Consider the following 23238-nt stretch of genomic DNA (forward strand, 5'->3'; position numbering starts at 1 on the left):
CGCACTTGTTAAAGAGGGTCTCGATAAAGCATCCGAGATGTTCGAGAGATGGTATCCCTCACTGTACAATTACAGAGCGTACAGTGAATCGTACCAGAAAAGGCTGAGAACAACAAACGTGCTGGAGAGACTTAACCTGGAATTCAAGAGGAGAACGAAGAAGATAGGGGCATTTCCGTCGGAACAGTCTCTTCTGAGACTTGTTGTGACAATAATGATGGACGTAAATGAAGAGTGGATAACAGGGAGAAGATATATTAATATGGAGGAGGATTAGGGAATGTACAGGATCTTTTCAAAATTACAGCAAATCATGTACACTATCAATTGATGTTTCGAGTAGTAAAGATGTTTCGAGTAGTAAATAAAAATAAATCGATAAAAACATTTAAATATAGACTGCAGATTAAAGTTCATGGAAGAAAATAAATCTTCTGTTTATACTGATGCTGCTAAAAATTGGATATCATCGCAGACTGGTATCCAAACATCGTCGATGAACGTGTTCAGATTTGAGAAGAGTGGAGAAAACTACAATATTGGTATCGAGACATACTCATCTGGGCATACCGTCAAATACGTTGTTGTTGTTGGCAGTGCTGGGAACGTTATTAGTCATAAAGAGTTAAAAAGTGTGCCTGAGGGTGGCTCCGCCGGTACGCTACTTACACTTGCGTTTGTTTTTTCGATAATCTTTGAGGTAATCTTTATTGTAGAATTTATATTAGGTATAGTTGCGTATACTGCCGCTGTTTCTGCCGCTGCTGCTGCCGGGGTTGCACTTGCTTTTGCAGGTATTCTTCTTATAGCTCCAATAATTTATATAATATTTTTTGTGATAGGAATATACTGCCTGATCCGAATAATGCATATCAGAAACTGGTACAACTCGGGAGAATATCAAAAAGCCTATGACTCCAATTCAGTTTTGTTTGGAGTCTTGGCCTTGCTGTTTAACGGGTTCATCTCTGGATTGCTTATGTTAATTGCTAGGGGTTCAATGAAACCTAGTGATAACTGAGCTTTCTTTGAATATCTGATAATTTTTATTCCATCGTTCCTACGAGGAGGACTTTTTTTATTTTATTAGATTTTTCGATTAATAATTCATTTGAAGGATTACTTGTATCTGGTTCTATCATTGCACTATGATTTTTAAATAATAATGACAGAGAGGTTTTTTGTCCTACTACTTACTGACATCTTCTCCATGCTAAAGCATCGGAGATTCCTGCTTCATCGACAGCGGCTTCATCATGAGGTCTAAAGGTCTTTTCCATCTCACACCCTTTTTAACGGGCTTATCAGGCTTAAATTCCCGACTCCTCATGGGTATTCTCTTTGCATATAGTCGTGTCCAAGAAATTTTTTGTTCGCAATTCATCTCCTCTGAAGATCGGAACTTTCTTGCTCAAAAAATTGTAATTGATCAAAATGTATAGGACAATAAATGTAAAACCAATTTAGTTTTGACGTGCGATAAAAGGATTAGTGCATTTCATCCCCCCGCTCCAGGAAAGTTATCCCCTAACATATGAGGCTACCCTGTTTAATAGGACATAGAATTATTCAGTTAAAAATGATACCGAACAGAACAACTACAGATTATGTCCCATCACTTATATTCATAGAGACAACGAAAGCGTGTGAGTATACATGCAGACACTGCAGAGCTGAATCCCAGACCACTCCTGCTCCTGACCAGCTCACCCTTCAAGAAATTAAGGGATTACTGGACCAGATAAAGGAATTATCACAAAGTCCCCCGGAAGTTGTCCTCACGGGAGGAGATCTGCTTCTTAGAAAAGATATCAAGGAAATCATAGCTTATACACATGAGCTTAGCCTTCCTTTTTCAATCAGTCCCGCTGCCTCCTCCCTCCTAGATGATGAGTTCATCGATTTTATAATCGATAACAAGGTTAAGGCAGTATCGCTGAGTATAGATGGAACAGAAGATGGAACTCATGATTGGTTGAGAAGAATTCCAGGAAGCTTCAACCTCACTCTGAATCTGCTTATGCGCATGAAAAAGCGTGGTATCAATGTTCAGGTAAATACAACTGTAATGAGGAGAAACGTTAACGAACTACCACTGCTTGCCTCTCTTGTAAAAGACCTTGGTGTATCTGCTTGGGAGGTCTTCTTCCTTATAAAGACAGGAAGAGGAATTAGATTACAGGATGTCACAGCAGAACAGTATATGCAGATAAATCACTGGCTTTCTGATCTTTCTGAATATGGGCTAAATGTAAGAACGGTAGAAAGCCCGATCAAAAGGGTTATACCCAAGATTAAGGAGATTTCCCCAGACATTCTTAATGGTGAAGTATATACGAGATTGACCAGAGAAACACGATTAAGTAAGAATACGGTGAAAGAACCAGGAATCATTGCACACCGGACTGGCAGTCCACACCACTATTTTCGTGGTACAATGTTTATAGGCCAGGACGGTGTGGTCTATCCATCAGGATTGTTTACTTTTAATCTTGGGAACATACGTAACGAAAAGCTTAAAGATATCATATCAAAACACACAGACGTACTTGATGCTCGTCATTCCGGGCTGATTAAGGGCAAATGTGGTTCCTGCGAATTTCTGGAAAGTTGCGGAGGATCAAGAGCTAGAGCCCTTGCTTATACTGGTGACCCATTTGCAGAGGATCCAGCATGTCTTTATATTCCTCCTAAATACAATATAGAGGTGGAACAACGCCAACACTAGATTGCGCTCTTCAGCCATCACAGGTGGAGAAGAAGGATAGAAAAATTGGTATTGCCATAGCTCTGATTGCTATAGTTTTTATCTTAAAGGCGTTCCTTCGTCGCAAAAAGTCAGATCAAAAACCAAATGATGAACAAAAGGCACATTTCCAGACCACATCCGCGTTGCCAAAGAAGTAATGAATTGATTTTTTATCCGTGTTTTTAATTTAGCCAACGTATATTTTTTATGCAAATAATGAACTATTAACAAAATTGAACGAAGAATAATCGTTTCGCTCTATTTATAATGACGAAAGAGCTTAGGACGATAAGTTTGTGATTAATTTCTACCAGGTGTGTTCAGACTTTCTATGATTTTTGTGGTAGCATATATTATCAGGATTGCTGCAACGAGAGGAATGAATATATTAATTATTGCACCAGCTCTTAAAGAATCACTCTCGAAACGATCTCCCACACGGTATATCCCAACAGCAAGGAATATAATTCCGATAATAAGAGGGATAGCAAAGATGAGTATACCCACAATAAGCCCAAGTAGTGGAGGAAGAGATGAAGGGGGAACATTACTTGGAGAAGCTACAAGTGGAAAAAGAACGGCCAAAAGCAACAATACTAATAAGGTAACGGCAACCTCTGATATGAGTATCATGATGCCTCCGTTGTAACCAATCGAGAAATCATAACTGATCTTCTTTAACCCTCTGAAAGAATCTATTATAAAATAATAAGTGACAATAGTGAGAAGAAGCGATAGCACCAGGATTGGTACAAGATAGCTAAAGTATGCAGAAAGAGATGCAAATGGATTGCTGTTTGGTGAAGATACGTAAGATGGACCGAGGGAGGCAAAGTGTGAATCGAGTATAAATGCAAAGGCATATAGAACGTAAGAAAGAACCGACGAAAATAAGGTTATTATAAACGCGAATCTTAGTTTTCTAATGGAAGAGAGTACTCTTGCATCAAGAGCACCGGGAGATAGGGGCGGAACTCCCGCAGGCTGGAGTGGTTTTCCACAGACCTCACAAAATCTTGCTGAATCTGGATTCTCAAAAAAGCAATTCGGACACTGTTTTGTCATTTATATCTGCAATAAAGAATTCCATATAAATCTATCACTCTGTACAATTTACGTAACTGGATGCAAGGGTCCTGTGGGACAAAACAACAGTTACTCAATCCCCCAGAATTTCACGAGCTGCACGTATTGGTACGACACAGATGATCTTGCTATCCTCCAAGGCATCCATGCCATGCTCAATATTTGGAGGAATAAAGATATGGTCATCGCTTTTTCCAATTGATTTGTTTTTTCCAATCATGATCTCAAGTTTCCCACTAATAATGTAAATCTCATGTTCATAATCGTGATGATGATGAGGCGTAGATTTTCCCTTTTCAATTGTAATAAGACGCATTGAATACGTAGGCGCACCATCGCGGTGAGTAATAAGCCACCTAATCTTTGCCCCACCATCCATTTCATTTCCCTCAATCGCATATGAGTCACGGACAAAACCTTGAGACACCTTTGTAGTTTGCATAATAATCCATGCATAGGCTGTATAAAAATTTGATTGATAGCCGGTCGAATAATTACACGAGTTTCACGTTCAGGCCTGAAATCAGCCTTAAGGCCATTTCTTTGCTATCTCCTGATCGGTGTTCCTATACGGTCAAGATAAATGGTAGTCTTAATCTCTATTCACCAGCACTATCTTGGAATCAACTGCAAACCATTCTTTGCCGGTGAAAACAAGGGGGTTGATGTCAAATGTTCGTATCTCATCCTTAAATTCATTAACAAAATCGGAAACGATAATTGCATAATCGATCAGCTTTTCAGTATCTATCTTTGTCCCCCGAAAATTATCCTTGATCCTGCCTATCGGACTCTCGTCAACCATCTCTTGCAGATAGCTTCTTTCCACTGGGATCAAACCAAATGAAACAGCTCCGACTATCTCAGCACTAATACCTCCAAGCCCGATCATCAGCACCTGGCCAAAAGTGTTGTCAAGATTTGTACCTAGTATTACTTCCACTTTATCCGGAACCATTTCTTCTATCAACAACTGGTGCCTTGGGAAATGTGCTCTCAATACATTGATGTCCTGCCTGAGCTGATCTGCATTCTGTATGTTAAGAAACACGCCACCAATGTCCGATTTGTGTAATATATCACTGCCGAGAACCTTCAAAACACAGGGAAAAGGAGTATTCGGCGAAACATCATCATCCAGAACATAACCTCTTGGAACATTTATACCTTTACTCGAGAGAATTTTCTTAGCCGCGTACTCATCAATGACGTTCCCGTGTGAAATTTCATAGAGGGACTTCACGCAATCTCCTCCTGTACCTAGAATATATCACTAGGTGCTCTGCTGCAGATACAGTTCTTGAAACATCGGGATATGATGGGATCATATTCTTCTCCAGGCTAACTCTTATATCACTAGCTTCTTTATAGCCCAGTACACCAACTATAATTGGTATTCCACTTTCTTTATACTTGAAAATAACATCGACAATGGATTGATCCATTTTAGGTGTCTGGGGGAGCGCAAAGAGTACTACAAGATCAGCTTCGCCACTCTCGTTAATCAATCCGATAACCCTGTCAATCTGTTCAACGCTTCCGTCTGCGGTGAGATCTATCGGATTTTCCGCTGACGCTATAGGAAGGATGATGTGCTTTATCTTCTCTTTTAGGGAATCAGAGAGTTCTGCTATCTTTAGAACTGCCGTCCGCGAAGAGGTTATAAAATCCACAGTCAGGACTCCAACGCCCCCTGCAGTTGTGATTACAACTACACGATTCCCCAGAGGAAGCTTGCTGTAGGCCAGCGCTCTACTCGCGTCGAGGAGCTCTGTTTCGTTTGCGACTCTAATTACACCCGCTTGTTTAAGAATTCCGTCGAGAACTCTGTCGTTGGTGGCCAGAGAACCTGTGTGAAGTTGCGCTGCCTTAGCAGAGACATTCGTTCTTCCTGACTTGAGAATTATAACTGGTTTATCCCAGCTCGTTTCTCTAAGAGCTTTGTAAAATTCCCTTCCTCTTGGGATGCTCTCTACATATAGAGCTATTGCTTTCGTCTTCTTGTCCTTGAGAAAGTATCTGAGAAAGTCTATCTCATCAAGATCGGCCCTGTTTCCTATATTTATGAAAGCATTTATTCCGGTTTTGAACTCAGAAATTGTGTCCATAGTAAGTAGGCCAAGAGCACCGCTCTGCGACACAAAAGAAATCACGCCGTCAGGAGGGAAGGCAACTCTTTCTGCAGGAGTAGGTGTGGTGTTAACTTGCTTACCAGGGACATATATCCCTACTGTGTTCGGCCCTATTACCCGCGTAATCTTTCCGGAAATGATGTCCTTAACTTCATTTTGTAAAGCCTCGCCCTTTTTCCCTGTTTCAGCAAATCCACCCGGGATCATTATAACGTATGGAATAAGGGCATCAACACACTCTCTTAAGACGGATACTGCACCAAGTGCTGGAATTCCTATAACACATAAGTCTACTTTTGATTGTATCGATTTAACGGTGGGGTAACAGTATAGGCCCATAATCTCTTTTGCTGAAGGATTAACAGGATAAATTCTTCCGGGGTAACCTGAACTAATAAGGTTTTTCAGAACTACGTGCCCGATCTTTGTAGCATCCGAGGAGGCACCCACTATTGCAATCGATCCCGGATCAAAGAGTCTTTCCATCACGAACAAGAAATCCTTTGTCAAGTTATTAATTGTATCCTTCGTGAAAGAATTGCAAGATACTTATTGACGTTGCAGAGAGATCTACTGAGATTCCTATTGAAGACGACCGAATATCTATTCTTGTTCAGGGCCTCATTCATTACATAGTAAAGGGAAGTCTGTGTATGCAAAACAGAAAATGGGTGTATCAACTCTTAATTCTTCTGGGTAATAAGGGAAGGAGTATGCACGAAACTACACCAAACACCAGCATTAACCACATGGTGTCAAGAAGAGTGATCCTGACGAATAACAACAGGGACATTACCGCGAGGCCGACACCACCGCCAACCGTATTGCCTAATCCCCAGACAAGGCCACTCGATTTCGTAACCACACTTCTCGGAACTATCTGGCCAACATAACCAAGCAGGACAGGGAATCCCGTGAACGCCATGAACACGAATGAAGCGTATGTCAGTGTGTCAAATATGACATTGGAACCTGAGAGCATAAACAAGATAAAGAAGATCGTGGAAAAGATTGTAGTAACGATGATACTAAACTTCCCACCTTTGATCTCAGTTATGCGCCCGAAAACTGGCTGCCCTACTACAGCGGTAATGAAACTTATTGTTACAATATAGCTCATAACTGCGTCAGAATGCACCCGATCGACCAAATATTGGGAAATATAGGTTGTAGTTCCAGTGAGAAACATAGCCCTCACGAAAACTATCAAAACGAGAACGAAGATAGCCTTTTCATAGCGCTCAATTCCCTTATCCGAAGCATCTTCTGAAGGCTTACTGAATTTTCTTTCTATGGTATCCTTGATGGGACTGATAAAGTTCAGCCCGAAAAATATAATCAAAGAGGCGATAAAGAGATAACCAGCAAGATAAAGGAGAGTATGGAACTCACCATACAGAACAATCATTGGAACGAGCAGTACTGGAAGCACAGAACGACCCACACTACCAAAAGATCCATTTATTCCCAATGCGGACGATGTCTTAGCTTCATAAGTTATTCTTAAGACCGAAGCTCCCAGGGGATGATAGAATGCCTGCCCTGTCCCAAGAACAATTGCAGAAACAAGCATCAGCGGCAAAACATAATGGGAAAAGTGAAACGAGAATGCAAACAGAACCACGGACGCACCTATTATCGCTATCCCAGCAGCAACCAGGAACCTGTATCCTCCTGTTCTGTCTGCGTAGCTCCCTATGGGTGCACTCAAGAGACCGGAGAGCACATTGTATACTATCGCTACGCCGCCTAGAAGGGCCAGACTTATGCCGTAATCCTTGGAATAGTATACGATGAGAATCGAAAAAAGGAGAAGATTAAGGTCATTGGAAAAATGCCCCAACGAAGTAAAAGTCAATGCCTTTATCCTTTCCTTTCTACCAAAATTATCCGTAGAGGAAGGATGCTCTTCTGTTAACATTCATACGATATTCCTTCATAATATTTCTAATTCTTGTTGTTGATCTTAATAAACCAAAGGGCATTGGATTCTCTCAATTTCATTTTAAAACGAGTTTCAAGTTTTGCCAGCGGAGAAAGATTTCCAAAGAAGAGGAAAATTAGCTGAGGGATACACTAAAGTATTGAATATTAGATATTGATCATAATATCATATGTTCACGGTTAAGTACTATGCAAATCTAAGGGACGTTACTGGTCTTAAGGAAGACAAGATAGATCTAACAGATACGACAGTCCACAATCTTATAGATTTCCTGGTTTCTAAATATGGACAGGCATTCTCGAACCTGATGTTTGATGGAGATTCACTTAGAAACAATATCATCATCCTGGTAAACGGGATTAACATAATCTTTAAAAATGGGATCAATGAAAAAATTAAGGAAGGGGACTCAGTAGACATATTTCCACCGGTAGCCGGTGGATGATCAGAGGGAATAGTAAGAAAGATCGAGCCTCTCAAGAGTCTCTTTTGTCGGATATCCTTTCTTATCCCATCCTCTTACAGAATAATAATCTGGTAGGAGATAGTCCATGGGCACTGTCTGCCCCTTCTGCGGTCCCTTTTCCAATGCCTTTTTTGTGAACCTATCAGGCAGCTTGTCTTCTTCAGGCTTGATACCTGCCTTGAGATTGAAAAGACGCTCAAGGTTCCAGATCCTTTCAGCCGCTGTCATGGCCTCTTCCTTAGTATAGTCGAAGCCCGTGACATCATTCAGTAGAGCGAGATAATCGTCTAGGTCAAGTGCGAATGATGGGAACTGGCAAAGTCCGGAAGAATCCATGACCTCGGTGAAATCCTGAACATATTTTACAAGTGCGGCCTTGCCCTCCTTAACAACAGGGTTGGAAATGGGCTGGACCCCAAGAATCTCGTTAGAGATAGTGTATGCTCTCATGTGGGAGCCACCTATGTTACTGGTTGCATATTCTAGGCCAATACCGTAGGCGCCTCTCGGATCATACGCCGCTATCTCTTGCTTCTTGACACTTACAGATGCATCAGGATCGCCATATTTTTCCGCCAGTCTATAGGATCCTTCCGCAAGTTCGTTACCGAAATCTTTCCTGTAGGCGAGTTTTGTCGAAGCTTCGAGAATGAATGAAGTGTTTCCGAACTTTGGCTTGGTTGGGCCAACGTCCTTGTCCGGTATCTTCTTGTTTTCATACAGTTCCATAGCTGCAGAAAGAGTGTTCCCGGCTGTTATGGTATCATATCCTAATCTGTCAGCATTATCGTTTGCTGCAATAACGGGATAAAGGTCATGCACTCCAAGATTCGGTCCCAACGCCCACGTTGATTCATATTCAGGACCCTCACTTTCCCTTTCATTGTACTTTGATACCCTACCGCAGGAAATTGGGCATGCAAAACATGGCGTGTTTCGGATAAGGTAAGTAGCTGCGAGAGTTTCACCGCTAACAAGATCAGCCAACGGGTCTTCACCTGAATCGAGGTAGTTGTCATTTCCGTATATACCGGACTGATTGACTATGTTAACCAATACCTCAGTGCCATAGGCAGGTAGGCCTTTGCTCGTTACTGGATTCGATTTGATTTTCTTCAGCATAGCAGTCAAAGTGTCTCTGTACTTCCCAGCGTGGCCTATAAGTGGCATCTTTCCAGTAGAGGAAACAACAGCTTTTAGGTTCTTGGAACCCATGACTGCACCCACACCATTCCTCGCCGCAGCGCGATGCTTATCGTTAACAATGGCTGCAAATTTTACAAGGTTCTCGCCAGCTGGACCAATTGCAGCAACAGAAACATTAACTCCCGTTTCCTGCTTCAGCGTATCATCAGTCTCGAACACATCCTTCCCCCATACATGGGATGCGTCTCTAAGCTCAGCTTTTCCGTCATGAGCGTAAAGATACACAGGATGGGGAGCTTTTCCCTTGAAAATGATCATGTCGAAGCCGGAATGCTTCAATTTTGCCCCAAAGAAGCCACCAGAATTGCTCCTTGTTATTGTTCCAGTAAGAGGACTTTTTGTAACAACCATATATCTTGCCGCAGTTGGCGCACTCGTGCCCGTAAGTGGACCAGGAGCCATTATGAGCACATTATCCGGAGAGAGGGGGTCCACCTGCGGATCAACCTCATCCACAAAGTATCGCGTTGCAAGGCCCTGACCACCAATATAATCTCTTGCCCATTTCATGTTCGTGTCTTCGACCTTTACTTCCATCTTTGATAAATCTACTCTAAGAAATTTTCCAGTATATCCACCATAAGCCATATTGATACCATACAAACGATCCAAGCTTAATATTTACGCTTTTGCATCACAAAGTCACGGGAAAATAAAGAATTCGACAAAATCGGTTATTCCGTGGACAAGACATCAGGAAGACTTGACGCAAAATGAAATGCAATCATAGATGAACTTCCATGATCGAAACCACTTTGTACCATTAACTCAATGTGATTCTTCAGAAAGGAGAGTTATTTCGTTCTGCACGCCCTGTGCAGGAGCTATGTATTTCAGGGACCTGAAAGACTCAGATTGAAAGTCTCGTAGCGGATTCCAAATCAAAGTTCATGTACTTCCCACTAGGCATAAGAGACAGCTTCAGGAAATATTCTTTTCCATCGATGTTCAGCGCATAGACATTGTACGAGAGCCCCTTCCAGAAGCGATAGGTAAGTCCCGGTTTATCGGAAAAATAAATGGATCTCTCATCTAACGTGTAATATTCCTGGCCAATTTGCACAACATTGCCATCGTTAAACATGGTCTTACTGACTACGTTCTTTATGTCCTCAAGGGACTTCACACTTTCAACAACTCTTCCAGCGTGAATAAAGGTGACGCTATCAAAACCAAAATCGAGGTCTGACTGGTTATGTGTTACATATATGACCGAAAATGAATACTTCCCCATTAGATCATCAAGTTTGGAAAGCATGTACAAGCGAGTGGAGATGTCCTGCATAGAAAGTGGTTCGTCAAGGAGGACGAGGCTGGGCGAACTTATTATTGATCTCGCAAGAGCTACCCGCTGCGACTGCCCACCTGAAATTTCATCTGTCTTTCTATCGAGAAGATCCTTCAATTGCAAGTCCTCAACGATCTCATCGAATATTTCCATCTTTCCGTTTCCGTGATCAACAGAAAACAACAGGTTCTTTCTAACGCTTAAATGCGGAAAGAGCAGAAGATTTTGTGGAACGTAGGAGATCTGCCGTTTCCATGTGGGTACGTCATTTATGATCTTCCCGTTGAGCTCAATGTTACCGGTGTGTTGCCTGTATAATCCATTTATAACTTTCAGCAGAGTTGTTTTTCCCGAACCGTTTGGGCCCATGATAAAGTTCTTTCCGGAAGGAAGCTCTAGATGAGGTATATCGATATCAAAGCCCGGAAAGCTAAATGTAAGATTTTCAATAGACAATAGCATTCTTTCCACCTGCTAACCTGAGTATAGCCATAGCTACAACTCCAGTAATTATGAGTATGGCTGAAGATGCCGCTGCGGGAGGGAGACCCACGCTTATGTACTGGCTGTAAATGAAAACCCCCGCCATTTTGATAAATCCCGGGAATAGGTAATAGGCGACTATGAGGAGGGAACCAACGGCAGAAATAGCCCTAGCCCATGAAAGTATCAGGGCTCTGATCATGGGCTTCAACAGAAGCGGAACGGAGAGAAGGAAGAAACTGCGCGTCTCGCTGATCCCGAGCGTCATGGCTTCTTCCTCGTATCGCAGGATATCCTGCCTGTAGCTTACCCCTATAACACGAATCGAGTAAGCTGATGATACAAAAAGGAGGGTTACTATAATTGCAAAAAGTGAATCGGTAAAGCTGTATCCTGGTATGATGCGTGCAATAATTTTTCCAACAGGCATCTGCGGAGCGAACGTGATCAGCATCATTACACCAACTACGGTGCTTGGAATCATGATAGGAATTTCAACGAGGCTATCAGCCACTTTATATCCAATCCCAGTTTTACGGGTCATAACATAGGAATAGGGAAGTGAAAATAATACCGCAATCAGTGCAACTCCCAGGGCAATTAGATATGTGTAATATACACTAGTAAGGATGCCACTTTTTGAGTCTGCTATCAAGTAACTGAAGGAATTAAACGTGAGAATACGTAGTACCGGAAGAAAGAGAAACAGGAGGTATATTACAACCACTGGAAAAAACAGCCAAACAAGCTTACTCTTCATAGGAGGTGATTACACAAAAGAGAAAATAAAGTTTGTCAAAGGGAAAAAGCAAAGATGAGCTCACGCCTTAGTGTATGCTGAGGACGGGATATAGGACGGAATCGATTCCACACTTGGCCTTAATGAAACTGGAATGTTGCTAATATTGTATCCGTAGGCTATAGGCAGGGGATCAAAGTCGCTGGATTTGAGAAAGCCAATGCCGGAACCAGTTATAAGATAATAGACGTACGAATAGGCTTGCTGAAGATTTGAGGTGCCATTGAGGACGGATACCGAATAGAATATCGGTGTTGCAGGCATGTTTCCGATATTATCGTCAGGTGTTGTTGGTCCTGTTGAGTTTACCGAGGCATAGAATGCAACGTGACTAGGCGATATGCTTCCAAGATTAATCCACGACGGTATTCCGTTCCTCCCATTGGAGTTTTGGAAATAGTACAGGTGTTGGTTTATTGCCTGAGATTTATAAGTCAGTGCATAATCTGCAGTATGGGCCTCCAGCAATCCATCAAGGCCAATTTCTACCGTGGTAAGTTTCGTGTAATGGTGGAGGAGCATATAACCAAAAACCTGATCATACAGGGCCATAGAGTCGTTAACGCTATAATTTCCTCCCCAACCATCAGTTGCAAGTTTCCCATCCTTAGCGAACCATGCGTTCCAGGCATTGTTATATCTCATATACAGTGAAAAGTTGCTTGAAAATGCCTCCTTGACGTATTTCCCATACGTTGTATTGTCCCATCCTGTATATAGAACACCTGCGAGTTTTGTCATTTCTATGGCCTGAAAACCGCTTGGATCAAGCTGTGAAGTAGATGCAGCAACGGTAACTTTCGGAGCTGTAATATTTTCGAACCAGAATTGCCCAGGTGTAATGTTATATGAAGGATTAAGCCAGGTAACCGCCATTTCATTTGTTGCGAAAATTATCATCCAGTCCGTATAATTGGATAGGTAACTAGGAATGACACCAGCTGCGGCACTTATGAATACGTCATAATGCGTCCCACTCTGGACAGATCTTGCTCCGCTCACGGAACCAGAGAAGGTACTTCCAGCCGTAATCCCTGTTGCGTTCTTGAAGTAAGGATTGAAGTGATCGCCAAGGGCATAAGCGAGTGAGCCTGCGGCAAAAACTGAAATGCTTTCTGAAGGTTTTGTTGAAGGGTGCGGGACGTAATAACCTACAATGCCGCCAACAGCGATTCCAACGAGAAGGAACACTATTACATATACGATAACTTTAGGTTTTCCATTACTCATGTTTAATAGGATTCAATTCCTGTTTAAGCTTTTTTCCAGTCTGTCTATACTATTTATGAAAAATGCATGATTTCAGAGTCAAACTAAGAAATTCTAATAGGGGAGTATGTAATGCAATTTCAGATGGATTTCAAAACTCTCGTAAGGTATGATATTGTCCTAGAAAGAATTGACCAACTGGAAATTCAAAAGAGATCCATAACGTTAGGTGTTAAAGAATCTGTGGGAAGATTCGTTGTTGAGGACATTGCAAGCCCCTCAACTTTTCCACCTCATAACAGAAGCGCTGTTGATGGTTTTGCTGTTAAATTTGAAAATGCACTGAGTGCTTCCAGAAATAATCCAGCTTCATTGAGGGTTGTTGGAACTATAAATGCTGACACAACACCAAACTTTAATTTGCAGGGAACGGAATGTGCCCGCGTTTTCACCGGCGCCATGATTCCTGAAGGATCCGATGCAGTTGTTATGCAGGAAGATACAGAAGCGATCGATGATCACGTCCTAGTTTTCAAACAGGTAAGAAAATTTCAAAACATAATGAGAGCAGGAGAAGACCTGCGTAAAGGGGATATTATATTGCATGCGGGTGAGAAAATAATGCCTTGGCATCTGGCAGCCATGATTGAGGCGGGTATTGAAGATGTAAAGGTACTTGATACATCTGTAGGGATCCTCTCAACTGGGGATGAGCTTGTTTCTGGACGAATAAACAATTCCACGGCTCCAATGCTCTCTTCCCTAATCCATGGTCTTGGGATGAGCACTAATTTTCATGGCAATGTTGTCGATAGCAAAGAAAAAATTATTGATGCTCTAAAATCTATGCGTGAGGACGTAATAATCGTAACTGGCGGGTCCGGTCCGAGCTCTGTTGATTTGATGCACGACATAGTTTCGGAAAACGGGAGGATAATATTTCATGGTGTCAAGATCAAGCCGGGTAGAACCACCGGGCTCGGATTATTCAATGAAAAACCTATTTTCATTATCTCTGGACTTCCAGTAGCTGCTCTTGTGGCATTTGACTACATTATTCACCCAGCTTTGGCGTCATGGTTTGGCATAGAATCGTCCTCTAGTAGAGAAGTTAAGGCTATTCTCACTAGATCAATTTACAACAACGATGGTGTTATGATGTTTGTCAGGGTTAGACTGTTTAAAGAAAATGATAAATTGTACGCCGACCCGTTAAGGACAACCGGTTCTGGAGTTATAAGCTCTGTAATCCGGGCAAATGGATACCTCATCGTTAAGGACAATCTTGAGGGCTATAAAGATGGAGACGAAGTTAACATAAAATTAATAGGTGATTATAATGAAAATATTTCATAATTTGGTTAGTTCCAATGAAGCTGTCAACCTGATCGCTGGTGAGATTCGCACTCATCTCAAAGAAAGGGAAGTGGAGATAGGCGAATCGCTTGGGTATGCATCATCGAGAGACGTGTTCTCAAAATATGACGTCCCATCATTTGATAGATCCGAGGTGGACGGTTATGCCGTATTCCACGAAGATGTGGAGGGAGCCGAGGAAGACAGTCCGAAGAAACTGAGACTCCAGTCACGTGTCATGGCAGGGGATTCTTCTGCCCCAGAACTCATTCATGGAAACTGCATATATATTGCCACTGGTGCGATAATTCCCAGGGGCTGCGATGCAGTAGTGATGATAGAAGATACCAGAGAAAGCGAGAAATATATAGAAATCTATAAATCAGTGTATCCCGGAGAGAACATCTCTTTTGCCGGCACTGATATTTCAATGGGTGCGCTTGTCCTTCCGGCAAGGGTAATCATAACTCCTGAAAGAATTGGGACACTCGCCGCCTCAGGGATTTCATCTGTCTGGGTCTACGAAAAAATCAATATAGGCATATTCTCAACCGGAAACGAGATCATTCAACCTGGTGACAGCCTCGTAACGGGTCAAATTTTTGATACTAACAGTCCATATTTTGTCTCCCGGCTTAGCCATACCGGTCTGGCCTCAACCACATTTTTAGGCATAGTAAAAGATGATGAGAATGAAATGAAGAGACTAATAGAGAGCAATGTCGATAAATTTGATATACTCATGGGTTCCGGTTCAACATCTGCTGGGTTTTATGATGTTCTGTACAGGATTGTTGAGCAGGTTGGTGGGAAGATCATGTTTCACGGCATGAATATAAAACCCGGTAAACCAACATTCTTCGGGAAAATTAAGAATACACTGTTCATAGGAATGCCCGGTTTCCCGCTGTCCTCAGCCGTGATTCTTAATTACATAGTTGTGCCTTCCCTCCTGCAAGCCATGGGTTCAGCCGAAAGATTTACGAGAAAAACCACAGTGCCATACAGAATAAATGCAGAGAGATCACAGGAAACCATTCTACCGGTCATTTCGACCAGAGACAATCGATGCTTTCCCATCATGGGTAATTCTGGATCTATTAGCAGAATCCTGTATGCGGATGGCCTCATCTCAATACCTTCCGACGTTAAGTACGTAGAAGCTGGAGAAAGCGTTGACTACATGCCAATAAACGAACATGTGTCTAGCGTTATAAGCATTGGGAGTAACGATCCCCTTCTCGATACTATAATCCTGGGTGTCGACAGACAGGCAAAGATAGTGAATGTTGGCTCCTGGGGAGGCATCAACGCCATGAAATTAGGGATACCTGACATTTCAGGCATTCATATACTTAAAGATGGAAAGTACAACGTATCTGTAATGGATGAGGTGCTTCGAAAAAAATGCTACCTGGTTCGCGGCTTCCTCAGGACTAGGGGGTTTGTGTCTCGTTTTCCGGTATCTGGTTTCTCTGAAATAACAGAGAAAAAGTTAATCTTCGTCAACAGAAATAAAGGCTCAGGAACACGCGATCTCATAGAGGAAATGCTTGGCCAGGATTCGGAAATAAGAAGGAATCTCATCGGTTATCTGTGGGAAACTAATACAGAGGCTGGAGTTGCAAGAGCAATATCACAGGGAAGGGCTGATGCTGGAATATCTCTAAAGTATTATGCCGAGAAATTGGGACTTGAGTTCAACCCAATAAGGGAGGAGGAGTTCGATATCCTCATGTCTAAGAAATTCTATGACTCTGCAACGGGGAAAGAATTTTTATCAAATCTGAAAGAAATAGGAAGATACATCAGTGAATTTATAGGTTATCAACCGGTAGACGATACCGGTGGAATCATAAAATTATAGTTGAATAAGTCGGGCCTTTCATTTCCTTAAATGCGCAAAGAGGAATATTTGTCTCCGAGTAAGGGTAGTTGGTGGATTATTGTAAATACTGAAATATTATGGAGCAATATCCAACTATGTTTGGGATGAATGGAAAGATTTTATGGGTTGACCTCTCTGAAAGCAAGAGCTGGGTCGAAAACTTGGATGAGAATGTTTACAAAAAGTACCTCGGAGGTGTTGGTCTAGCTGCATATATCTTAAATCGAGAGATAAAAGGAAAAATAGATGCGCTTGGCCCTGAGAATATCCTGTGTTTTGCCTCTGGCCCGTTTAATGGCCATAATGCCCCACTTGGAGGAAGACTGGAAGTAGTCGCAAAATCACCAATGACAGGAACGTGGGGTGACTCCAACTGTGGCGGTAAATTTGCCCCGGAATTAATTAACAGTGGCTTCGATGCCCTCTTTGTAAAGGGTATTGCCAAGAAACCAGTTTTTATCAAGATCGTGGATGGAAATTATTCGATAGAAGATGCCTCAAATCTGTGGGGCAAAGACGCATACGAGACAGAAACTGATCTGAAGAAGATCGATCCTAGAGGGCAGGCAATGGTAATTGGTGTCCCAGGAGAACAAATGATGTACGCGGCCTCCATAATGAACGAGTTTGGAAGGGCGGCAGGCCGTTCTGGTCTTGCAGCCGTAATGGGCTCAAAAAAACTTAAAGGTGTTTTCGCAAGGGGAACAAAGAAAGTCCCAGTCTATGACGAAAGCATGTTGATGGACACCATAAAGAAAGCACAGATTCAGTTTCGCAATTCAATGAATCTCGTGGACCCGTGGCACATGTTTGGCACTACTGCGACAACCGAACCGTCACATCTCAACGGTGATACACCGATAAAAAATTGGGCTGCTTCCGGCTTCAAGGACTTCGGGGAAGAAAACGCAAAGAAGATCAGCGGTGAGATGATCAGGAAAGACGTTCTAAAATCATACGGTTGTGCACAGTGCACTCTTGCATGTGGCGGACACATCAAGCGAAGTACAAGGTATGGCGACATAGAGGGACACAGGCTCGAGTATGAGGGTACTGGCGCTTTTGGTGGACTTAATATGATAGCTGATCTGGATGCGATGTCTATGAGCTTTGAGCTCTGCAATAGGTACGGTCTTGATATAATCACAACGGGGGCAGCCATTGCTTTTGCAAATGAATGCTACGAAAACGGAGTACTGACCAAAGATGATATTGGTTTTGAGATAGGTTTTGGAAACCCAGATGCTGAGGTAAAGCTTGTTGAGCTTATAGGCAAGGCAGAAGGTATCGGAAAAATTCTTGGAATGGGACAGCATTATGCTTCGCAGGTGATAGGAAAGAATAGTAGCAATTTTGCAATGGATATTGGTGGCCAGGATCTCCCTATGCACGACCCTAGACTTATGCCAAGTATTGGAACAACATACATTTCCGATCCAACCCCTGGCAGGCACACTGCTGGAACGATTGGCTTCAATGAAGGTTCTGAACTTGTTCTTCCGTTCAAACACGAAGCTTCTGGAACCAAGATACCAAGGTACGAATATCACGGGAAAGCTCACCTACAGTTGCTTGCTGTTGCCGGAAACGAGATCATGAATTCAACAGGCATGTGCCAGTTCTCTACAAACATTTGGCAGAACAGCTACCCCTATTCCGAATTTTTAAAGGCAATAATGGGCATTGATTTCACATCGGGCGATCTGATATCGATAGGTTGGAGGATCCAGATTCTGAGGCACGAGTTCAACGCAAAGCAGTCAGTAAATCAGTATGACATAAAACCCCCTGACAGGGTTATGGGTATTCCCCCTCTGAGGTCTGGAATAACTGCTGGTATCACAGTAGACTATAATTCGCTGAGAAATGAGTACCTTGAAGAACTTGGGTTGACAAAAGACGGGAAACCCTCCTCTGAGATAATAGAAAAGCTTCAGATCGAGCCTGAGCTTGTCACGGCTTAATCCTTAGTTTTTACCTCTCTATTTCAAGGCGGCCCGTAATGGCACCTGTGGATAATCTTGGATTATCTACGCAGGAAAGAAATTATGGCCAAATTAGGTACGTCTGGGTCGCAAGTTTTAATGATAGATTTACTGGAAAAATAACTCTACTACACGAGAGCAATACTAATTAGAAATTAATGAGCAATTATAACCCGTATCCATTGAATAAAAATTGAAAATTCTATAAATTAAAAAGCTTTTTAGGCGGTATTCATATGCCTATAAAAGGTATGTCCGGAAATATAACTGTAATTTTAAACAACAAATTGACAAATGAAGATGTCACTGCAATTATAATGATAGAGGGTAGTTTTAAGGCGGATTACCAAATCCCTACTTTATTAGTTCCAGGATTAGGGACGCCACTAAATATTCAAGCTGGTTTTCGGAAAATAGGTGAAATTGAGAACAACACTGTGACGGTTGGGAACATTACATATAGATCGGGTGAAAAAGGTGTCATTCAATTTACCGTACGGAAGGGAGACGATCCGAAGGAATTTGAAAACGCAGTAAACATGATAAATGAATTAATAGCGAAAGCGGGATTGAAAGAAAGAGTCTTTGCTTATGAGTTATACTTAAATTTGGTGGAAGAAGGAAATCAACTAAGAGAAAAACGAATTAAACTACCTAAATTAGAGACAATGAGCGATCCGAAATTGTTTGGTTTAAGAATATTCGACGCTATATTATCTGAGGATGATATTCGATCTCAACCTTGGAAACAGATCAACATCGAACCTTTAATTCAGGACCCTACCAAAATCTCAATAACCATGACTTATAGAATGATATACTTTGAGAATAGTATAATATCCAAAGCGTTTTTAGATGCAGAAAAACTAATGAACTATCTTAAGGAGGTAGCATAAATGGTTTTTGGATCTGTATACATTGCAGATTCAACGTCAACAACTGCTTTGGACACAAGCTTTGATCTGAATGGGTCAAACATAAGTAATTCTAGGAATGATTTCTATCCAGAATTATCGGGCCAGTGGACAAAATATGAACAACTCAACAATTTCTTGAAGTCAAATGTAGCTATAAACATCATCAGAAAGTATACTGGAGAGGCTACGCTGAGCCGGGTAATCGAAGAGTTCGCGGCAAATGACTTACAATCCGAATCTGGATCTGAGATGCTTTTAGAGCTAGCTCAATTACTAGATTACCTCGGGCAAAACTATGGTTATTACGGTGGACCGTACTTAGACTATGTCCTTGATGAAGATACCAATGATCTGCTTTTTTTTAGATTGATTTTTGAAAGAGCCAATCGGAAAGAGTGGAAAGAAATCGAGAGTGATCTAATCAGTAAACAGGTACTGACTAAAGGACTCCTAGCGGTATTTTGTTTGCAAGGTTTTCAAGGATGAACAGATTAGATCCAACACAGTTCATAACGAAATTATCACGGAACTTAGATTCCATGACAGAAGTTGAAATGAGAAGAACAGTCAGCTCTTTGTACTTTTCTTTATTTAATTATTGGTCTGAGATTAAATTATGTAAACTAGGGAAAAAAGGAAGTGGAAAACACAATGACAGATTTCCACTTAAGGAATTCAGCAGAGATATTACAATAAATAATTTGAGCATGGAATATCAAATTCTCTTTGAACTCAGGGTTCTTTGTGATCACTACACACTTAATCCAAATAAAATTGAAATAACAGATCCAGAAGTAAGAAGAATGATCAACATGCCCAGTATCCAGATAATATTGAACCGTGTATCTCTTGAAGACGCCGTTGACTATGCTAAGAGCATCAACAAATGGCTTAAATCTCTACTATAGTGAACAAAACAAATGGATGCCAGGAGAAATACAAAGAATAATAGCTCAAGGTAAAGGTATTTATTTTTGTACGTACTGGAAAAGTCCCCTTATGTACCCGATCGCGTAGAGTCTCCCAAGATATGAATATCCTGGGACATCAGCAGAATCGCATTCAAGTGTCGGGACATGATCGACACGCATCAATCCACTGTAATCTATGTCATCGTATGCCTTCATGCAACCGGCAAGATCGGTTTTGCCGTAGCCGAGTTGAGTTTCAACATAATTGTTCTTGTCTCCAAGAACATCCCTAAAGTGCACAAAGAATATTTTCTTTCCGAAGTGCCTGATCGTACCGGGAAGATCCTCCGTCATAAGCGTGAAGTTACCCTGACACAGAGTTATGCCGTTGAATTCACTCCTGTTAAGTTCGAGTAGCTTGTCAAAGGCTTCGATGAAATTCATTATCCTTGGAATTCCCGCGAACTCATCAATAGGGGGATCATCAGGATGCATCGCAAGCTTCACATTGTTGTCCTCCGCGATCGGAACAATGAAGTCAAGAAATTCTTTAAGATTATGCCACAGAGAACTTTTATCTGTTTTGACTTTCTCATTCCTGTATCCAGAGATATCTTCGATACTGAATGAGGATACAGTCCCTACATTACTTTCAACGTAGCTGTGGGTTCTGGACCAGCCTATACCTGCCATCCAGTTGTAGCACCATAAGCCGATGCTTAACTTTCCGAAATTCTCGATCATCCTTGCTATACTGTCCAGCTGTTCCTCCTTTCCTGGGAGATTCAGGCGAATCTTATCCATGGGGGGATTGTCCTCAATGGCTCTTAGATTGAAGCCGTTGTCTTCAAGCATATTCTTGTACTTTTTTAGAGAGAGATATCCCCATGGCTCCTCCTCGAAGCTCATCCTCCAGTCCATGAAATTCCGAGGAAGTACACCGACGGCATCACGGATTCCTATCTGATAGAGCATTTTCCAGTACCTGTTCGGGGAAGATTCAAGGAGTATTTCAGAAAGGACAAAGTTTAGCATGGGTAAGTATCGCAGAAAAATATTAAAAAATGCTTCCTCAAATATCAAAATCGTAGCAAAATCTAACCACGATAGATTGAGATAAACCACTCAAATGGATCACTTAAAAGTGTCAATTCGTGGAAATTATACTCTGTCTTGACCTTTGTTTCAATCCCTTTTCGATCTGTGTCTTAAGCCCCATAGGCCTGTTTCGGAATATCCTAGGATCCATTTCCGTTATTTCCTCAGAAAGGATAGGCTTGAATTCCATTTTTTCAAGTATGTCTTTGTCCAAGTCAACGCCTTGGGCCTTCTCTATTAGAACGAGGCCTTTATCTGTAAGATTGAATACAGCACGTTCGGTAATGTAGATTATTTCCTTTCGGTCCCTCAGCGCTATCTTTCCATTGAAAAGAACTTTGTAAACCTTATTCACAAACTTCAAGATATCGCCCTCTTTTTGTATCGTGATTCCGGAATTCCCTACAGACTCCTTCAAGCCATTCGCCGTGAATCTGCCAGCAAAATAGACGCGAGGCGATCCTGAAGATATGACTGGAAAACCGCCAGGCCCGGGTGTCCTGTTGTCAAGCAAGGAGGGATTAACGTTACCCTCCCTGTCTATCTGAAGGAAGCCGAGAGAAGTGAGATCTATGATACCTCCCTCATAAAGGTTGAACTGATCTGGCATGGTGATCGTGGCAAATGGGCCTATTGAGACACCAAAATTCTCTCCCCCCAATGGTATACCTCCCCAGGGACCGGATTCTACGGTGGAAAAAACATACTTAGATATACCCTCCTCCTTGATTATATCTGATACAAAGGTGGGAATACCTATCCCAAGGTTCATGATGATCGGCCTGGAAAGTTGCATCACAAGTTTAGAAATCTCCAGGGCCACTCTTCTTTCTATCACGTTTTCTGGCGTCAGTTTTCCACGTCTAGCCTTCACCGGATCAGGTGGGATTATCGTTCCGGAAATTGCAGGATCGTAGCGTATTGTACTGGATTGCCATGCAAATTCCGGCGGCGAGATGAAAACGTAATCTATTATTGGCCCGGGAACGTGCACATCTTTCGGGCTTATAGAACCGAATCTTGCTATCCGCTCTACCTGTGCCATTACAATACCGGGGTTTGGCTGGGCCTTTGCTGACTGAGCTATATTCAACACGGTACCAAATATTGCTTCATCCTCCATGCTCATGTTCCCGACTTCATCCGCGGTTGTTCCCCGTATCATTGCCACATCCGGTTTGGGGGCCTTGTAGAACAAGTAATCTTTTCCTTCTATATTTAATACCGAAGTATAGCATCTTCTCGCCTTCTTTCCCCTTTCATTCATCGAAGCCGCATCTTCACCAGGACCCAGGAATGTGCCCAAACCAACGGAGGTAATGAGACCCGGACGGGAAGCCGCTATTTCCCTGAACCATGCAGCAGCCGTCCCTATGCTGAATGTATATGCCTCAAAAAGGTTTTCCCTCGTCATTTTCTGAAGCCAAGGAGACCATGCAAGGAACGGAAGCATTGTCCCAGAAATGAAATTCTCGTCCTTGTTTTCATAGAGATCCTTTGCAACGAGATCCAACCCCTTGCCTGGCGACGCAGGGAGACATTCGGCCTCAATAAAGAGGTTACGAGGATGTCCCGTGCTCTTGTAATTATCATAAATTTCTGATATCAGAAAGGAAGGTGCAACGGAAATATTAAAGCCCGAAATCGCAACAGTAGAACCATCTCTTATTTTTGAAATTATTTCATGTATATCATTATTATTTTCAACTATGGTTGCCAT

At 42.1% G+C, this 23238-nt stretch carries 22 protein-coding genes; 10 read left to right on the forward strand and 12 right to left on the reverse strand.

Annotation, left to right across the window (positions count from 1 at the left end):
* Positions 1–277 (forward strand): transposase (locus LVQ96_05520; protein ID MCW6170611.1); only part of this gene is annotated, 277 nt, incomplete at its 5' end.
* A 138-nt stretch (positions 278–415) separates the two neighbouring features.
* Positions 416–1021, forward strand: a complete 606-nt coding sequence (locus LVQ96_05525) for a hypothetical protein (protein ID MCW6170612.1) — start codon at positions 416–418, stop codon at positions 1019–1021.
* A gap of 192 nt (positions 1022–1213) precedes the next feature.
* On the opposite strand, the gene LVQ96_05530 is transcribed toward LVQ96_05525, so the two are convergent.
* Positions 1214–1384 carry a hypothetical protein gene (locus LVQ96_05530; GenBank protein ID MCW6170613.1) on the reverse strand — a complete coding sequence of 57 codons (171 nt, stop codon included), beginning with the start codon at positions 1382–1384 and terminating at the stop codon, positions 1214–1216.
* Positions 1385–1579: 195 nt separating this feature from the next.
* Between LVQ96_05530 and LVQ96_05535 the strand changes: the two genes are divergently transcribed.
* Positions 1580–2728 (forward strand): radical SAM protein, encoded by a 1149-nt coding sequence (locus LVQ96_05535; protein ID MCW6170614.1) that lies wholly within the window; start codon positions 1580–1582, stop codon positions 2726–2728.
* Positions 2729–3049: 321 nt separating this feature from the next.
* On the opposite strand, the gene LVQ96_05540 is transcribed toward LVQ96_05535, so the two are convergent.
* The 5 genes from LVQ96_05540 to LVQ96_05560 form a co-directional block, all read right to left on the reverse strand.
* Positions 3050–3814, reverse strand: a complete 765-nt coding sequence (locus LVQ96_05540; protein ID MCW6170615.1) for a DUF973 family protein — start codon at positions 3812–3814, stop codon at positions 3050–3052.
* Positions 3815–3908: 94 nt separating this feature from the next.
* A complete protein-coding gene (locus LVQ96_05545; GenBank protein ID MCW6170616.1) occupies positions 3909–4277 on the reverse strand; it encodes a cupin domain-containing protein in 369 nt (122 codons plus the stop codon).
* A gap of 150 nt (positions 4278–4427) precedes the next feature.
* Positions 4428–5078: an acetate--CoA ligase family protein gene (locus LVQ96_05550; GenBank protein ID MCW6170617.1), complete on the reverse strand. Its 651-nt coding sequence runs from the start codon at positions 5076–5078 to the stop codon at positions 4428–4430.
* Entirely contained in the window at positions 5062–6453 is a 1392-nt protein-coding gene (locus LVQ96_05555; GenBank protein MCW6170618.1) for a CoA-binding protein, read from the reverse strand. Before LVQ96_05555 ends, LVQ96_05550 begins: the two co-directional genes overlap by 17 nt.
* Positions 6454–6643: 190 nt before the next feature.
* Entirely contained in the window at positions 6644–7888 is a 1245-nt protein-coding gene (locus LVQ96_05560) for an MFS transporter (protein ID MCW6170619.1), read from the reverse strand.
* 193 nt (positions 7889–8081) lie between these two features.
* Between LVQ96_05560 and LVQ96_05565 the strand changes: the two genes are divergently transcribed.
* Positions 8082–8357 carry a MoaD/ThiS family protein gene (locus tag LVQ96_05565; protein MCW6170620.1) on the forward strand — a complete coding sequence of 92 codons (276 nt, stop codon included), beginning with the start codon at positions 8082–8084 and terminating at the stop codon, positions 8355–8357.
* Here the strand turns inward: LVQ96_05565 and LVQ96_05570 are convergent, their stop codons facing one another.
* The 4 genes from LVQ96_05570 to LVQ96_05585 form a co-directional block, all read right to left on the reverse strand.
* The gene (locus LVQ96_05570; GenBank protein MCW6170621.1) at positions 8358–10172 is read right to left on the reverse strand and encodes an aldehyde ferredoxin oxidoreductase family protein; all 1815 of its coding nucleotides are present in this window, start codon (positions 10170–10172) and stop codon (positions 8358–8360) included.
* 262 nt (positions 10173–10434) lie between these two features.
* Positions 10435–11328, reverse strand: a complete 894-nt coding sequence (locus tag LVQ96_05575; protein ID MCW6170622.1) for an ABC transporter ATP-binding protein — start codon at positions 11326–11328, stop codon at positions 10435–10437.
* Positions 11318–12115: an ABC transporter permease gene (locus tag LVQ96_05580; GenBank protein ID MCW6170623.1), complete on the reverse strand. Its 798-nt coding sequence runs from the start codon at positions 12113–12115 to the stop codon at positions 11318–11320. Before LVQ96_05580 ends, LVQ96_05575 begins: the two co-directional genes overlap by 11 nt.
* A gap of 60 nt (positions 12116–12175) precedes the next feature.
* Positions 12176–13384, reverse strand: coding sequence for a substrate-binding domain-containing protein (locus LVQ96_05585; GenBank protein ID MCW6170624.1), 1209 nt, complete (start codon positions 13382–13384; stop codon positions 12176–12178).
* A 111-nt stretch (positions 13385–13495) separates the two neighbouring features.
* On the opposite strand from LVQ96_05585, the gene LVQ96_05590 reads away from it, so the two are divergent.
* The 6 genes from LVQ96_05590 (at position 13496) to LVQ96_05615 (ending at position 20417) form a co-directional block, all read left to right on the forward strand.
* Positions 13496–14719, forward strand: coding sequence for a molybdopterin molybdotransferase MoeA (locus LVQ96_05590; protein MCW6170625.1), 1224 nt, complete (start codon positions 13496–13498; stop codon positions 14717–14719).
* Positions 14703–16586 (forward strand): molybdopterin biosynthesis protein, encoded by a 1884-nt coding sequence (locus LVQ96_05595; GenBank protein ID MCW6170626.1) that lies wholly within the window; start codon positions 14703–14705, stop codon positions 16584–16586. The genes LVQ96_05590 and LVQ96_05595 overlap by 17 nt, the downstream gene beginning before the upstream one ends.
* A 125-nt stretch (positions 16587–16711) precedes the next feature.
* Positions 16712–18571, forward strand: coding sequence for an aldehyde ferredoxin oxidoreductase family protein (locus tag LVQ96_05600; protein ID MCW6170627.1), 1860 nt, complete (start codon positions 16712–16714; stop codon positions 18569–18571).
* Between the two features lie 257 nt (positions 18572–18828).
* Positions 18829–19488 (forward strand): hypothetical protein, encoded by a 660-nt coding sequence (locus tag LVQ96_05605; protein ID MCW6170628.1) that lies wholly within the window; start codon positions 18829–18831, stop codon positions 19486–19488.
* Positions 19489–19995, forward strand: a complete 507-nt coding sequence (locus LVQ96_05610) for a hypothetical protein (protein ID MCW6170629.1) — start codon at positions 19489–19491, stop codon at positions 19993–19995.
* A gap of 53 nt (positions 19996–20048) precedes the next feature.
* Positions 20049–20417, forward strand: coding sequence for a hypothetical protein (locus tag LVQ96_05615; GenBank protein MCW6170630.1), 369 nt, complete (start codon positions 20049–20051; stop codon positions 20415–20417).
* 60 nt (positions 20418–20477) lie between these two features.
* Here the strand turns inward: LVQ96_05615 and LVQ96_05620 are convergent, their stop codons facing one another.
* Both LVQ96_05620 and LVQ96_05625 read right to left on the reverse strand, forming a co-directional pair.
* Complete coding sequence (locus LVQ96_05620) at positions 20478–21455, reverse strand: mannonate dehydratase (GenBank protein MCW6170631.1); 978 nt, start codon at positions 21453–21455, stop codon at positions 20478–20480.
* Between the two features lie 112 nt (positions 21456–21567).
* The gene (locus LVQ96_05625; GenBank protein ID MCW6170632.1) at positions 21568–23238 is read right to left on the reverse strand and encodes an acyl CoA:acetate/3-ketoacid CoA transferase; all 1671 of its coding nucleotides are present in this window, start codon (positions 23236–23238) and stop codon (positions 21568–21570) included.

The organism is Thermoplasmatales archaeon (assembly GCA_026127925.1).
Classification (GTDB): domain Archaea; phylum Thermoplasmatota; class Thermoplasmata; order Thermoplasmatales; family Thermoplasmataceae; genus JAKAYB01.

Bases quoted from the DNA above. Each gene is read 5' to 3' on its own strand.
- LVQ96_05525 (MCW6170612.1), top strand. From the start codon at position 416: ATGGAAGAAAATAAATCTTCTGTTTATACTGATGCTGCTAAAAATTGG.
- LVQ96_05530 (MCW6170613.1), bottom strand. From the start codon at position 1,384: ATGAATTGCGAACAAAAAATTTCTTGGACACGACTATATGCAAAGAGA.
- LVQ96_05535 (MCW6170614.1), top strand. From the start codon at position 1,580: ATGATACCGAACAGAACAACTACAGATTATGTCCCATCACTTATATTC.
- LVQ96_05540 (MCW6170615.1), bottom strand. From the start codon at position 3,814: ATGACAAAACAGTGTCCGAATTGCTTTTTTGAGAATCCAGATTCAGCA.
- LVQ96_05545 (MCW6170616.1), bottom strand. From the start codon at position 4,277: ATGCAAACTACAAAGGTGTCTCAAGGTTTTGTCCGTGACTCATATGCG.
- LVQ96_05555 (MCW6170618.1), bottom strand. From the start codon at position 6,453: ATGGAAAGACTCTTTGATCCGGGATCGATTGCAATAGTGGGTGCCTCC.
- LVQ96_05560 (MCW6170619.1), bottom strand. From the start codon at position 7,888: ATGTTAACAGAAGAGCATCCTTCCTCTACGGATAATTTTGGTAGAAAG.
- LVQ96_05565 (MCW6170620.1), top strand. From the start codon at position 8,082: ATGTTCACGGTTAAGTACTATGCAAATCTAAGGGACGTTACTGGTCTT.
- LVQ96_05570 (MCW6170621.1), bottom strand. From the start codon at position 10,172: ATGGCTTATGGTGGATATACTGGAAAATTTCTTAGAGTAGATTTATCA.
- LVQ96_05580 (MCW6170623.1), bottom strand. From the start codon at position 12,115: ATGAAGAGTAAGCTTGTTTGGCTGTTTTTTCCAGTGGTTGTAATATAC.
- LVQ96_05585 (MCW6170624.1), bottom strand. From the start codon at position 13,384: ATGAGTAATGGAAAACCTAAAGTTATCGTATATGTAATAGTGTTCCTT.
- LVQ96_05590 (MCW6170625.1), top strand. From the start codon at position 13,496: ATGCAATTTCAGATGGATTTCAAAACTCTCGTAAGGTATGATATTGTC.
- LVQ96_05595 (MCW6170626.1), top strand. From the start codon at position 14,703: ATGAAAATATTTCATAATTTGGTTAGTTCCAATGAAGCTGTCAACCTG.
- LVQ96_05600 (MCW6170627.1), top strand. From the start codon at position 16,712: ATGAATGGAAAGATTTTATGGGTTGACCTCTCTGAAAGCAAGAGCTGG.
- LVQ96_05605 (MCW6170628.1), top strand. From the start codon at position 18,829: ATGCCTATAAAAGGTATGTCCGGAAATATAACTGTAATTTTAAACAAC.
- LVQ96_05610 (MCW6170629.1), top strand. From the start codon at position 19,489: ATGGTTTTTGGATCTGTATACATTGCAGATTCAACGTCAACAACTGCT.
- LVQ96_05615 (MCW6170630.1), top strand. From the start codon at position 20,049: ATGACAGAAGTTGAAATGAGAAGAACAGTCAGCTCTTTGTACTTTTCT.
- LVQ96_05620 (MCW6170631.1), bottom strand. From the start codon at position 21,455: ATGCTAAACTTTGTCCTTTCTGAAATACTCCTTGAATCTTCCCCGAAC.
- LVQ96_05625 (MCW6170632.1), bottom strand. From the start codon at position 23,238: ATGGCAACCATAGTTGAAAATAATAATGATATACATGAAATAATTTCA.